The sequence below is a fragment of the Microcoleus sp. Pol7_B2 genome (genome assembly GCF_036701035.1).
In the GTDB taxonomy this organism is placed as follows: Bacteria; Cyanobacteriota; Cyanobacteriia; order Cyanobacteriales; family Microcoleaceae; genus Microcoleus.
The window spans coordinates 59320-72665 of the sequence record NZ_JAUBQB010000005.1 but is presented as its reverse complement, the minus strand read 5'-3'; the positions used below and the strand labels follow the sequence as shown (position 1 = coordinate 72665).

Below are 13346 nucleotides of genomic sequence, written 5' to 3'. Positions count from 1 at the left end.
GAGAGTCACTGGGTGGGGGCGGGTTTTGTAGACAGATTGCCTGCTGTTGCTTCTGATTGCGCGCTCAAACCGCCTCTACAACCTCGAATATATCAGAACGATCGAGATTTTGCGATCGCGCTTTAAAATCCAGAACCGGGTTGTCTCAGAAACTCGGCTTCTTCGGGGGTTGTTTCGCGTCCGAGAATTTCATTGCGGTGAGGAAATCTCCCAAAACGCTCGATTATTTCCAAATGCTGCATCGCGTATTCAATGAATGAATCACTGTCAGGTTCGCCGCTGAGTTGGCTAAATAGTTCGACAGATTTTTGCTGGTTTTCTAAGTTTTCGCTGTGTTGAAAAGGCAGATAAACAAATAATTTTTGTACAGTCAGCAATTCGCGATCGAAGTTATGATTAACAGCGTATTCGGCGGTGGCTAAAGCTTTGCTGTCTGTGGCGAATGCTTGGGGCGTTCCCCGAAACATATTACGCGGAAATTGATCGAGCAGTATTATTAATGCTAGGCAGTTTTCGGGGGAATCTTGCCATGAGTCGAGTTTACCGGAGGCGGCTAATTCGTATTTTGGGAGAAAGCGCGATCGCACTTCTGCATCAAAATCCGCATCTTTTTCAAACCATTTCTTTTGGGCTTTGCCAAACTCTGGAGAGTGCGATCGACCAAACCAAAAATCTAAAACTTCATTCATTAGCAATCTAGTATGCGATTGATTGTTGATTAAAGCTTCTGTGTCTGTAGTTGCACAAAACGTGCTATCTGTGCAACTACCAACCACAGCGATTAATGATTAGAAATAATGATTTAGGAACCTTTGTTGTGCAGTGCTTAAAGTTAGGAACTAGCAAACAGTCTGTCCCAAGTTTTGCCTCCCACCACTCCGTCTACAGGAATATGAGCTTGCCGCTGAAATCTTTTCACTGCAGCTTCGGTTGTCGGACCGAACACGCCATCAATTACGATCGGGTGTGGGGACAAGCCCCGCGCGTTCAACAACTTTTGCAGTTTCTTCACATCGTGCCCTTTCGAGCCGCATTTTAAAATCCTTTTATGGTGTCTCACTGCTGGTCGATGGCAATCATCAGTGTAGCAAACTGCGGAGCCCGCTGCATAGTTTGCTCTACTTGTACCCGTCAAAACTAATAGTGCGAGAATTGCTAGTAAATAATAAAAAGTCTGCGATCCGGCCATACTTTCCCTGTTAATTTTTCAAGCGTTTTTTGCAAGTTGGACGATTGTTTGAGGGTGAGAAACCGGGTTTATAGGATGGGGGCATCCAATCTTGATTGACCAGGTTTCTGGCAACAGTCAACCGACATTCTACAATATAAGTGGCTTTACTGCAAAATCTCCGATCGTGCAAGTTAAATTTTGTTGCTCTTTGGTAGCAGCAAAGGTAACAATAACTTCGCAGGCAACTGCAACTGTCAGGATTACCAAGTTTCGCGCCAGCGGGTAATCGCAAACGTCATCATTCGCCGCTGAAGGAACCCGATAGTGTTCGTTCCAAATTATTTCGGAGTAATCGGTAGCTAATCCGACGTGCACGCATGGAAGGGAGGCACTCGCACAGTAATCCTTGACTGCTTGCCGCTCGACACTGTTATCAAAAGTATCGATGACTGTGGCGCTGTTGGCAAGCAGTCGATCGGCATTTGCGGGCGTCAATTCTTTTGAGTGCGCGTCAATGCTGACTCCCAAAGCGCGGTAGAGGTTGTTGGCGAGAATTTTGGCTTTGAATGCGCCGATGTCCGATCGATAATAGGGTTGAGTGGAAAGGTTGCGTTCCTCAATGCGATCGCGATCGATGACTTTTAACTGACAAAAGCCCGATCGCGCCAGACTTTCTGTAATATTCGCACCCAAAGCGCCCGCCCCGCACACCGTTACCGGGAAATTTTTGATCTGCGACATCACTCCGGCACTTCTGTAAAGTTGTTCGTGAAAAAATATGCTCATGGTAATCAAGAATTAGCGATTTTCGACCACTCCAACCAATGAATGCAAGTCGAAGTCTTTGTCCAATCCGCTGAGACAAATCCCCGCACTCATAACTGTCAAGTCATTTTTTGCGATCGCAGAAGTGTGGTGTTCTCCCGTTCCGCTAGTCCATTCAACCAGCCAATAATTTTCGCGATCTAAAAAATCTCGCAATTCACCGCCGCCCATTTTCAAAGCCCCCTGCAAGCGCTTTTCTTCCCGCACTTTCGGATCGAAACCTTTAATATTTCGGGACACCAACTCATAAACTGTTCGCATTTCCGGTGTCATCCCTTTAAAGCGAACTTCTTGAGGCAAAATCAACTTTTTCAAAGCTGCTTTCAATTCCTCAGAGGGCAGCGGATCGGCGCGTCTGTCAATCTCTTCAAACCACAAACAATGACCGTCCCAGCGCGCAACGATTGGCTCAAACTGCGAACCTTCAGTTACTAAATGAACTGGTACTGGTTTGGCAAGACCAGTGCGCTGTTTAGCATCAGATTCGTTAACAGGATAAGCCAGCCAAGTTTGCCCTTGCAGCACGCAAGCCAACTGCAAGCGAACGGGTACGAGCAGTTGCAAATACTCGGCTATTTGTGGCCAACTCGGCTCCTCAATCACCGCAGCAATTTTCTCATTAACTGGCCCAAAAATAGCCCATCCTTCAAAGTTGCGTGGCTGCGGTTGAAAAGTATAAACCATTGAGCTAATTCGTGTCCGCACGCTTCCCCCGGGTACGCAAGGAGCCAGGAATTGGGTATCAAGTAGGTGCGCTTCTTGGGCAGCGAGTTGGCTGAGGATTTTGCGGATATCTGCCACTGAATTGACCTCCGTCATCTTACTTTTTGTTACCGAAAACACTTTTTGTTTAAGAAAACATAAAGATTACTCAACACTATTGACAGTAATTAATATCCTAATCTAATATTGAGCGAACCTCGCAACTTAACCTTGTAAATATCTTAAGTAAATATGCTGCAAAAGCTTTTTTCTAAGTGGGTTGTAGTCACAGCTTTGACACTTCCTCTTTTTGGCTCAGTCCAGGTAGCTAAAGCTCAGGACACCTATGGAGCTACTGCTTATTCTCCGACTTCTGACGCCACTGGTATTAGTTGGGATCATGCGACGGAGAAAGAAGCACTAAACGCAGCAGTAGCCGTCTGCAATGAACAAAGCGGAGGTGCGAACGATTGCGAAGCGCTGACATCTAATAGCAATAATTGTGGAGCGATCGCAGTAGGCAAAGGAGGAGCTGGTGCGGGCTGGGGCGACGATAAAGAAGCAGCAGAAGCTCAAGCTCTCGCAGGTTGCAGCGAACTAGAGGGCGGCAGTTGTAAAGTACAGCTTTCAGCTTGCAACAACTAATTAAACTGATAAAAATCGGTGGAAGAGGTGTATATGTTGGCTGCTAAAACAGCTTAAAAAATAGTAAATGTATGGTGTGCAATGCACACCATACCAAATACAACTCAGCTAAAATTAGGGTACGCAATGCACACTCGACGCAGTTAATCTCCTACTTCGGAGGTAACTGCATCTGGTGGCAGCAAACTTTCTAATCTATCTTTAGACCAATATTCAGTAGGGTAAGCAAGTGCAATAATATCAGAGAGTCGAATCAGCCACGTAACTTGCCCGTAAGCATCGATATGTTCCGCCTGTTCGTTAGGGGGAACTATCACCAAAAGTTCCACAAACTCCCCGAACAAATTAGTCGGGATGCCGCCGAAACTACTATTATTTGTTTTAATCCAAACTTTACTGCCTCGATCGACAGCTTCTTGGAGCCGCTGGCAGAGCAAACTGGATTTTTTGAGCTGGGATTTTTTGGCTTTCGACTTTTTTCCCATAGTTTTAAGAAGTTAAAGTAGTTGTATTGTGGGTTGCACAGTTCGCTGCACAGTTCGTTGCACAGTTCGTTGCACAGTGGGTTGAGATTTAGCGCAATCGCAGTTTGGTATAGAAACGGACTGAAGCAAAAAGGTAGATCGCCCCGTTGCTACCCCATCACTCTAGTCTATAAGAAAGCGCTGTACTGCGATCGTAATAACAATTTAATCGCAAAATGGGGAAATGACACCCGCTCAAAAAAAAATGCCACTGTCGCCAAACTCCAAACCCTGATTGGCATCAGTGATTCCCAATCTAAAATCTAAAATGGTATTACCTGCCGTATCATGTTACACAATCAGTCAACGAGACCCGTGTTTCTACTGTGCCCAAATGCAGTATAATCGGCGGAATCTTCCCAAATCGTTTAAGTAAAACAATGGACTGGCGAAAGCTCATTCATCCAAACCCGAAAGCTTCAACAAGTCAACCAGCAGCGCCAGAAAATCGATTGTCTGTAGAATTTTTGCTGGGGCTCTTTGCTGCGGGATGGACTCAACAGCAGGTGTTAGAGAAATATCCTGCACTCACTGCGGAAAAGTTGCGCGCTGCTTTGGCTGGTGCGGATTCCCAGTTAGTGTCATCCATCGCTAATCCAGAATTACAAGCAATTATCGCTGAAACTAGAGAATAATTTAAAATAGGGAAAACGCTTTCGGTTGAGGATGAAAAAAATCGAAATTTTTACAGCCTCAGAACCTTCTGGAATTCCAAATATTTTTTACAATTGAGCAAGAAACCCCTAACCCACCCTCACCAATATCAATAGACCAGCACGCGGTAGTAACTTTAACAATGCCCTGTACCCTTGTAACAATACTGGGCTTAATTTGTGAGGTTTTAGCATGACCCCTCATGACAGCAGCTTAACAGGCTGGTCCCAACTTAATCCTGTTGGGGGGTTGTGCTCGCTTCTATGGCATTGGCTACCAATTTGCTCAATCGATAAGTTCAGTATTCCAGTTTGCTTCCTGTATTTTAGTATCTAACTCCCGATACTGTCTAGACATTCGATCCATTTGCGTTTGCACTTCACCAACGTTGATCGTACTGAAAAATTTGACTTCCGATCGAGTATAGCGGTCTTGCCTAACAGCGGTTTCGTCAACTAAAGACTTGTAGATGCCGCGCTTGAGGGCGAGAACATCTCTCTTGGCTAAAGCATCCGATAAAGTCACTCCATCTTCCAGAGTTGTCAGCGAATTAGTCTTGTTAATTTTCTTAATTAAGTCTTCCAGTTCTTGCACCCCTGCATCTACTTCGCTAATCAGTGCTTGGGGATTTTCTGGAGGTTCTTCTCCTTCCTGTACTTTAGCACTTTTTGTCAATCGGGAGCGCAGTTGTTCCATTCTTTTTTGACAGTCAGCTCTTAAAATTAAAGCTTCAGCTAGTTTCATAGTGTGTGTCCTTCAGCTCCGTGCTAATTGTAGCTATATTATAAGTAGGGTGCGCTACGGCGCACCCTACAATTTACTTGTCATCCCTCACAGGCAGCAACGTATCCAGAATTTCCATCAACAATTCTAGTCGGGAAGGACGGCTCAACATCGGCACTAAATTCGGCAAGGAGTAATAATCACCCGCAAACGTAAAGGTTTCCACCGATACTTGTTTGCCCTTTAATTGCTTCTCGACATATTCGCACCAAGAACCAACTCGCACAATCACAACATCAGGAATTACCCCTAAACTGCGGCAGTAATTCTGATAAGCATCTGCAAAATAAGGTGCAGTGTTTTCGCCTTCATCTGTTACGATAATGAATTGCTCGACAACCTGCTTTTTAATTCGCATTGCTTCCACCGCGCAACCGCAACTTGTGCCGCCGCCAGCGCGAATGTGCTTGAAAGCGCGTTCCCAGTCTGTCAATTCGCTGCCGTTTGCTTGCACTGGATACGGCATCGTGTCAAAGGCATAAACGAACAGTGCAGCCTCGGAAATGCCGGAAATCAAAGCAGCGAGACGCTTGCCGACTTCGATCGCACTTTCCATTGAACCAGACTTGTCAATCAACAAACCGGTTGCTTTCGCAATCTTGCCGCGCTTCTTCACCTGTTCGTTTGTAACCGCTTCCAGCTTCGCCGCCGTTGCTGCGTCGAAGTTCGCGCCCGCACCCGCAACACTCGCTTTGTAAGCAGAAACCCGATCGCACTTTGCCGCTTCATCCAGCTTCGAGTCAATCAACTGCTTGACTTCCGGGTGATCCATCGCGCCCCGCGACTGCATCGATTTCAAATTGTTGATAACTTCCTGCGGCGACATCGAGTTAATCAGCGCCGCTAAAACCGTTGGCGTTAGCTGTCTGATTGCACCAACTGCGATCGTATACGGAATCTTGTACTCAACAATCAAATTCGCCTGTTCCGCAGGTGTCGCCGCCTTGGCCAACTGCTTCAAAACGAATGCCAGAGAGTCTTCCGGCGGATTGTCTTTGAAGAGAATAGCGTTAGCGCGATCGCTCGGCTTGACGTGCAGCGTTGCGTACAAATGCTTCATCGCCTTGCGGTTGCGGAGGGCAGCGCGATCGAAAAACTGTGCATTCTTTTCCCGCGATTTCAGATAGCGAGTGACAGCAGTGCGCGCGCTGCGGGGCACCTTATTCTGATGCCGCTTCATAAAGTCCACAATCCGCGAAACCTCGTAGGGAGGGAACTCTTGCAGCATCATAAACCCGGCATCTCGGTGTTCCGTCAGCGCCGAAGTCAGCAAATTTCCGGCAAAAACTTCCTTGTGATCGCGCACGTCGCCGTGGCGTTGATACCACACTGCTAAATGACCGTAAAAAATGGGGTCTAATTCGATAATTAACTTGTGAATTTCTGCTACTTTTTCTAATACACGGTGAGGAGTGGTGAGCAGACTGTTGAGCATTTCCAAACGCAAATCGCGTTCTGCTGTATTCATATTCATTGTTTTTACCTTCCTATTGATTTTGGATTTTGGACTTGAGAAGTATTCCAAATCGGCGGTTGGCAGTTGTTGCACGCTAGCGAGTAAAATTTAAAAATCACCGCGCAAGTTTGGGGAGCTTTTTTTAGTAAACCTATGGCTAAACCTAATAGGGTCTGTATGTAAGCTCTCGCGATGAGGGCGCGGCAAAAACTGCTATTGAAAATTATTTGAGGGAAACTGTTTCTAGTTCAAGGGATCTCAAATCGGGTTCAACCCAGTTAATTCGAGCTTCCGAAGACATCAACCGATCGCGCGTGTAGTAGGTAAAAGGTAAAGTGCGATCGGCATATTTTGCAATCAAACCGTTAGCAAGATTTACCATCGATCGATTCCGGCTTTCATCGGCGAGATACCGGCGAATAGTTCGCACCCAAAACAGCGTTAGGGTTTCGTGATATCCGCTATCTTTTGTAGTCTCAATTCCCTGAACCGAGTTGTAACGTTTAATGCCATGCCGCACCGCATTTATCGCTTCTTGTTCCGAATCATAAAACAGATACCAAAGGGCAACGGTTAAATGCGCTTCGTGAGTCCATTGACTTCGCGGCAGGCTGCATTCTTGGAAAGCGTGAATCAGATTGTCTATTTCGCAGGGCGATCGGTAAATTAGAGTTGTATTTTTCATAATTTAATTATCCTCACCACTTTTATATCTAATATTTATAAATATGAGATGTTCCGCACAAGTTAGCAAAGCGTTTTGACTGTCCGATCGCTCTACCCCTGAGCTACAGCCCCTTAAACGGGGCTGGCAGGATTTGAACCTGCGACAAATCGATTAGAATGTGTGTATTCGCTTCACTCGTTAGGGTGCGGAACAAAATTTTTCTAATCTCTAAACTAGAAAGTTTTGACTTGTGATTCTTCTAAATTGCTCAATTATTTTTGCTCTTTATAGCATTAAAATTCACTTCGCGCAAGTTAAGAAAGCCGTTGGCACATACGCAGGAGTTGAACCCGCGACCTTTTCTTTTAAAGAGAAATGCTCTACCAATGAGCTAGTATGTAAGCTTCCTTTGTAGGGGCGCGAAGTGGAACTTTTAAGCGCCTGAAAGATATAAAAAATTCAGCTATAAAAGGCAGCGCACAAGTCAGAGAAGCTTTTTTTCAGCCTAGGGGCCGATAGGAATTGAACCTACAATTGGATTTTAAGTTGAACGTTTCCAGTTTGTAAGCTTCTTTAGTTGGGGTGCGCTGCCTAATACCTGCTTTAAGTTAATTTCTAGCCGTAAACAGCTTCTGGGCGAACAATTAAATCGCCGCTGGGACGGCGATCGAGCACGTAAGACTCGAAGCGCTCGCCCTTGACATCAAAATGCTTTGCCAGACGTTCCTTAATAGCCTTGTCGCTCATTCCTGCCGCGATACCCAGTTGGTTTTCCGCCAAGTCATAGGAACGTCCTTCAAAACGAATGTGAACCATTACCGATACCTCCTAGAGCAATTTTGGATTTGGGATTGGTAGCTTATCTGCTCTCGACTTTGGCTTTTTGTGAGACTTAGCAAATTGCCAGTATCGGTAAAGATTCACGAAATCTGATAACCTTTACTGAAAGAAGCGCCGTTCTAAATGATAAGCTTGTTGGATTGTGCGGATTTCCTCAGCATTTTTTGGTGCTTGAAATCTGACCGAACTTGTCTGTTCTGAATCCGCATGAAATTCAGTAAAACTAGACTGATTTCGTACAACATCTGACTCGGTTCGAGTCAGTTTGTAACCAAACAGTCTCGTATAAAGTAACAACATGACAATCGAGTCTGTCTTGCAAGACTTTCAAATTGATGTTCCTTGAAATTGTGAGCTATATTTAGTTGTCAAGGTTCAGAAGTTGCACGAAAAATACAGGTTTTTGCTTGTCCTGCGCTTTCCATACTTGTATACTACATACATACTACACAGGTGTCAAGGGGGTAGCAAAAGTTTTTTAGATAAAACTTACACGAGGGGCGAGAAACCGGGTTTTTTCACGAAAATACTTCGTTGCAACCCGCAGATTCAGTAAAAAACCCGGTTTCTTTGGTCAAAGCGCGATCGCGAACTGTAACATCGCTCAAACGTCCTTAACATAAGAAATGCTGTCGCGAATATTGTGGAAGCCAGCAGACTCGTAAAGATGCAATGCACCTGAGGAATTTTCAGCATCGACGCCGAGAATAGCAGTAGCCACACCGGCAGCTTTGAGTCGATGCAAACCAGCGAGCAACATCGCTCGTCCCAATCCCATTTTGCGGAAGCCGCGCCTAGTGCCGAGACAAGCAATCCAGCCTTCATTGCGCCCGGTACGATCGCACTCTTCCACACTAATCTCGCAGTAACAAAAACTGACAAATGTGCCGTCATCAGCAACAGCAATCAAGTCTAAATCATTTCTGTAATCGGGTTTAGCTAACTCGTGCTTAAATTTATCCACCGTTAAATCGTGATGATTCCAGTGATCGATAAACGACTGGTTGAACATTTCTACCCAAGCTGCCGCATCCTGTTCGCCGGGGAACTGACGCAGCGCAAAACCTTCGGGGAATTGGGGTTCTGGGATCGGTTCAGAGAGCGATCGCGCCATTCGGTAAAAATAGCGATCGACCTTAAAACCGCAACTAGCCAGCACAGAAATGCGATCGCCATCCTCAGCGCGCGCGTAGGTTCGCAGTTTCACGCGCGCGCCCCGCATCGCAGACACTTCGCGCATCCGCACTTCACCCCAGGCGATCGCGGCTGCTTCCACATCACCTCCGCGCGCGTCGGGGTGGACGCGAAACCACAGCCAACCGTCAATTACTTCCCCAGGTTCAGAAACCGACAACTGAGCAAAACCGATTAATTTTCCCTCCGCATCTTCCCAAAGGCGGATATCGCGTGCTAAATCTAGGGACGGTGCGTTAAATTCTTGTTGTAGTTCCGAGATGGAAGTGCCTTCATCGAGCCGATCGACTTCTTCGCAAATATTGATTAAATGGGCGATCGCATCTAAATCGCGATCGCCCGCATAGCAGCGCCCCGAGAGATTTGCCATCATAGCTAATCACCATTCCCTGTTGTTATCCAGTTTAAAAATAGCTTGGGCGATCGCACTTTTATCGATCGGATGAGCTGAGCGGTCGATCGGCATTCAAAATCCGACAACGCAAACACCCCGACGCATCGAACCGCTACAGCAGTTGACTGCACTCGTGAGTTTCGATAAATTTAGGTTCAGGATTTGGGATGGGAGTAGAAGGACTTGAACCTTCGACCTTGAGATTAAGAGTCACCTGCTCTAACCAACTGAGCTATACTCCCGCATCTAAGCTAGTATAACACAACCCTTCGGAAAACTCAACTATTTGTGAAAAAATTTGTGGCGATCGCCCTTATTCAATACCTAATTAAAAAGCGAGCCCTCTGATTCTGACTTGAATGCAAGCGCGATCGACCTCAAGCACCTCCCCAGAGTTGTGCAAAACGTGCGGCAGACCATCCAACCAAATCTGGTACTTGGCCATCTCCAATCTAGACAATTCGCTTGACTCCATCTTGGCGCTCTATTGCATCCACACAGAAAAATTTGCTGTGAATGAATGAGTAAGCTGGACTTTTGCCCACCTTACTCATTCTAATTGGTTCCGAAAGCGTCTACTTGAGAATGTGGGAGACGACACCCGCGCCCACAGTGCGATTACCTTCGCGGATGGCAAAACGCATATTTGGTTCGATCGCGATCGGCTGCAACAACTTCACAGTCATATTAACCCAATCGCCCGGAATTACCATGTTGATCGCGCTTCCGTCATCAGCCGTAAAAGATGCGATCGTACCTGTAACATCCGTTGTCCGCACGTAGAATTGAGGGCGATATCCCGCAAAGAAAGGAGTTCGGCGGCCGCCTTCTTTTTCCGACAGCACGTAAACCTCAGAATCGAATTCAGTGTGAGGTTTAATTGAACCGGGTTTAGCAAGCACCATACCCCGCTCAATTTCGTTTTTTTGGATGCCGCGAAGCAACAAACCGACATTATCTCCAGCCATTCCTTCATCCAGAAGTTGCTGGAACATTTCAACACCGATAACAGTTATCGTGCGAGTGTTTTGGATTCCCACCAATTCCACAGTATCGCCGACTTTGATTTTACCCCGCTCGATTTTGCCAGTTGCGACAGTTCCCCGACCTTTGATCGAGAACACATCTTCAACAGCCATCAGAAAAGGTTTGTCAATATCGCGATCGGGCGTAGAAATCCAGTCATCTACCGCATCCATCAAATCGTAAATGCCATCGACCCACTCATCCTCGCCGCGCTGAATTTTCGGATTAGCAGTCATCTTTTCCAGCGCTTTCAGTGCCGAACCTGCGACAATTGGAATATCATCGCCCGGGAAACCGTAAGAACTGAGAAGTTCGCGAATTTCTAACTCGACCAACTCCAAAATTTCCGCATCGTCCACCATATCTTTCTTATTCAAAAAGACAACCAACTTCGGCACTCCCACTTGCCGCGCTAACAAGATATGTTCGCGAGTTTGAGGCATCGAACCATCTGCAGCCGACACGACGAGAATTGCACCATCCATTTGAGCGGCACCCACGATCATGTTTTTCACGTAATCAGCGTGACCCGGACAATCAACGTGAGCGTAATGGCGATCGCCAGTTTCATACTCAACGTGAGCCGTATTAATCGTGATTCCCCGCTGTTTTTCTTCCGGTGCAGCATCGATTTCATCGTACTTTTTAGCCTTGGCACGACCCTGTGCAGCTAGCGTCATTGTAATCGCCGCTGTTAGGGTTGTTTTGCCGTGGTCAACGTGACCGATCGTACCGACATTAACGTGGGGTTTGTTCCGCTCAAATTTGGTGCGTGACATTACATTTAATTCTCCTCTAAGAGTTGTTTTGGGTTTCTAATCATGAGTTTTGAGTCCTTAGCCTATTATTGATGACTAATGACTGATGACTAATGATTAAAAAGGAAAGTGGAGGAGTCGAACCTCTACAGCTTTCGCTGCACTCTGGTATTCCAAACCAGTTGCCGTCCACACAGCCGCACTTTCCAAGTTTTTGATTTTTAACCGCAGATAAACGCTGATTAAGGCAGATAGATTGAAAGTGGGTGGTATAGGAGTTGAACCTATCTGGTACCGGTTAAAAGCCGGGTGCATAACCGCTTTGCTAACCACCCTTAAAAATTCAGCGTTTGTGTAATTCCTAAAAAATTATTGTGTAGTAAACACTTCAGTCCTTTTTTACCCCCAGCAATTGCAACGCCTACAGTCCCGATTGCTAATGCTTCACTCGATAATGAAGTAACATGAAACCGTTGCTATAGATTTTGCGATCGGCAAGTTCCAAATTTGTCGGATTGATTGCACCGGAAAAAAGAGGAATTCCCGCTCCGATAACTACCGGATTCAACTTCACAATCATCTCGTCAATCTCAGAAAAAAGAGTTGCCGCTAAACCGCCACCACCGCAGAGCCAGATGTCTTTACCCGTTTCTTTTTTCAATTCCTTAACCAATGCAACAGGATTGTCCGAAACAAGTTCAATATTCTCATCGGGACTGGCTTTCATAGTGCGAGAAAAAACATACTGCTTCAAGCGGGGATAAGGATTAGTTACACCAACATTTAGCCCTACCTCATAGGTTTTCCGTCCCATCAAAACCGCATCAAACTGCTTGTTCTCTGCAGGAATGCCTTGTGCTTCCTGAAAGTGAGCCGGAAAAGTTTCAGGAAAGGAATCGAACAAATCAGCGAAATGCTCTCCTTCCATCGGAAAACAATCAAATGAGCCATCTTCGCGAGCAATAAACCCGTCAACGGTGCAAGCAACGTAATATTTTAGTTTTCTCATATTTAACCTTTGTTTTGTTAAAATCTTAAAAACAATAAATGGAGAGGACGGGACTCGAACCCGCATCGATCGACAGCAACTTTCAGGAAACGCGCTTCCTTACTGCCCGCAAGCAGATGAGAACTGCCCCCATCTCGGACTGTTAATTCCTTTCAGTGCCTCCGCAACCCGCTGCCAGTTTGCGTTTTTAGGGAACGTCGCGAAGCAACTTTTTACCCTACTCAACAAACCCGATCGTCCTTTTGGGAGCCGCTTTTCCAAAGTTTTTACGGTGCCATTCCAATTAGGCGACCTCCCCGCAATTTTTCTCAGTCTATAATAGCAAATCTTGTGAAAAAGAATTAACCATCATCCTCCATTATTTATATATAAAATCCTAAGCAATCCACCGGAGAGGTACTGCCCCTCCTATCTCTGCGTTATCAGCACAGCGCCGTACTTTCTGGCTCCCGGTGGTTAAAAGGAAGATGAAGGAATCGAACCCTTACAGTTACCTGTACCCCAGTTTTCAAGACTGGTTGCCGTCCCCTCGGCGGCATCTTCCAAGTTGAATAACGGAAGCTGGAGGAGTCGAACCCCTACAGTTGTTAACTGCACTCCTGTGTTCGAGACAGGTTGCCGTCCTCTCGGCAGCAGCTTCCCAAATTTTGGGTGTATAACGACTCTTAAAATTTTTTATTATTAATACACACCCCATT

At 46.0% G+C, this 13346-nt stretch carries 15 protein-coding genes and 5 tRNA genes; 2 read left to right on the top strand and 18 right to left on the bottom strand.

What is annotated here, in order from left to right; translation table 11 throughout:
• Nucleotides 1-122: 122 nt before the first annotated feature.
• From QUA57_RS03485 to QUA57_RS03470, 4 genes are all read right to left on the bottom strand, one after another.
• Nucleotides 123-689 (bottom strand): DUF924 family protein, encoded by a 567-nt coding sequence (locus tag QUA57_RS03485; RefSeq protein ID WP_333059541.1) that lies wholly within the window; start codon nt 687-689, stop codon nt 123-125.
• A 143-nt stretch (nt 690-832) separates the two neighbouring features.
• Nucleotides 833-1189: a peptidoglycan-binding domain-containing protein gene (locus QUA57_RS03480; RefSeq protein ID WP_333059542.1), complete on the bottom strand. Its 357-nt coding sequence runs from the start codon at nt 1187-1189 to the stop codon at nt 833-835.
• A 129-nt stretch (nt 1190-1318) separates the two neighbouring features.
• Entirely contained in the window at nt 1319-1957 is a 639-nt protein-coding gene (locus QUA57_RS03475; protein ID WP_333059543.1) for a ThiF family adenylyltransferase, read from the bottom strand.
• A gap of 12 nt (nt 1958-1969) precedes the next feature.
• Nucleotides 1970-2815 (bottom strand): hypothetical protein, encoded by an 846-nt coding sequence (locus tag QUA57_RS03470; protein WP_333059545.1) that lies wholly within the window; start codon nt 2813-2815, stop codon nt 1970-1972.
• 135 nt (nt 2816-2950) lie between these two features.
• Between QUA57_RS03470 and QUA57_RS03465 the strand changes: the two genes are divergently transcribed.
• A complete protein-coding gene (locus QUA57_RS03465; RefSeq protein WP_333059546.1) occupies nt 2951-3343 on the top strand; it encodes a DUF4189 domain-containing protein in 393 nt (130 codons plus the stop codon).
• 143 nt (nt 3344-3486) lie between these two features.
• Here the strand turns inward: QUA57_RS03465 and QUA57_RS03460 are convergent, their stop codons facing one another.
• The gene (locus QUA57_RS03460) at nt 3487-3828 is read right to left on the bottom strand and encodes a hypothetical protein (RefSeq protein WP_333059547.1); all 342 of its coding nucleotides are present in this window, start codon (nt 3826-3828) and stop codon (nt 3487-3489) included.
• A gap of 419 nt (nt 3829-4247) precedes the next feature.
• Between QUA57_RS03460 and QUA57_RS03455 the strand changes: the two genes are divergently transcribed.
• Nucleotides 4248-4502, top strand: coding sequence for a DUF433 domain-containing protein (locus tag QUA57_RS03455; RefSeq protein ID WP_333059548.1), 255 nt, complete (start codon nt 4248-4250; stop codon nt 4500-4502).
• A gap of 304 nt (nt 4503-4806) precedes the next feature.
• Here QUA57_RS03455 and QUA57_RS03450 read toward each other — a convergent pair whose 3' ends face one another.
• From QUA57_RS03450 to QUA57_RS03390, 13 genes are all read right to left on the bottom strand, one after another.
• Nucleotides 4807-5265 (bottom strand): DIP1984 family protein, encoded by a 459-nt coding sequence (locus QUA57_RS03450; RefSeq protein ID WP_333059549.1) that lies wholly within the window; start codon nt 5263-5265, stop codon nt 4807-4809.
• Nucleotides 5266-5338: 73 nt separating this feature from the next.
• The gene (locus tag QUA57_RS03445; RefSeq protein WP_333059551.1) at nt 5339-6778 is read right to left on the bottom strand and encodes a hypothetical protein; all 1440 of its coding nucleotides are present in this window, start codon (nt 6776-6778) and stop codon (nt 5339-5341) included.
• Between the two features lie 205 nt (nt 6779-6983).
• A complete protein-coding gene (locus QUA57_RS03440; protein WP_333059552.1) occupies nt 6984-7445 on the bottom strand; it encodes a hypothetical protein in 462 nt (153 codons plus the stop codon).
• Nucleotides 7446-8042: 597 nt separating this feature from the next.
• Nucleotides 8043-8243, bottom strand: a complete 201-nt coding sequence (locus QUA57_RS03435) for a hypothetical protein (protein ID WP_333039015.1) — start codon at nt 8241-8243, stop codon at nt 8043-8045.
• 123 nt (nt 8244-8366) lie between these two features.
• Nucleotides 8367-8567 (bottom strand): radical SAM protein, encoded by a 201-nt coding sequence (locus QUA57_RS03430; protein ID WP_333059554.1) that lies wholly within the window; start codon nt 8565-8567, stop codon nt 8367-8369.
• Between the two features lie 304 nt (nt 8568-8871).
• Nucleotides 8872-9834 carry a GNAT family N-acetyltransferase gene (locus QUA57_RS03425; protein WP_333059555.1) on the bottom strand — a complete coding sequence of 321 codons (963 nt, stop codon included), beginning with the start codon at nt 9832-9834 and terminating at the stop codon, nt 8872-8874.
• A gap of 189 nt (nt 9835-10023) precedes the next feature.
• A tRNA-Lys gene (locus QUA57_RS03420) sits at nt 10024-10097 on the bottom strand.
• A 333-nt stretch (nt 10098-10430) separates the two neighbouring features.
• Nucleotides 10431-11660, bottom strand: a complete 1230-nt coding sequence (tuf, locus tag QUA57_RS03415) for an elongation factor Tu (protein WP_333059556.1) — start codon at nt 11658-11660, stop codon at nt 10431-10433.
• Between the two features lie 102 nt (nt 11661-11762).
• Nucleotides 11763-11847: transfer RNA gene (locus tag QUA57_RS03410), tRNA-Ser, on the bottom strand.
• Nucleotides 11848-11902: 55 nt separating this feature from the next.
• Nucleotides 11903-11974: transfer RNA gene (locus QUA57_RS03405), tRNA-Lys, on the bottom strand.
• A 101-nt stretch (nt 11975-12075) separates the two neighbouring features.
• Nucleotides 12076-12648, bottom strand: coding sequence for a dihydrofolate reductase family protein (locus tag QUA57_RS03400; RefSeq protein WP_333059557.1), 573 nt, complete (start codon nt 12646-12648; stop codon nt 12076-12078).
• A 461-nt stretch (nt 12649-13109) separates the two neighbouring features.
• Nucleotides 13110-13192, bottom strand: a tRNA-Ser gene (locus QUA57_RS03395).
• An 11-nt stretch (nt 13193-13203) separates the two neighbouring features.
• Nucleotides 13204-13289 (bottom strand) — tRNA-Ser (locus QUA57_RS03390).
• Between the last annotated feature and the right edge of the window lie 57 nt (nt 13290-13346).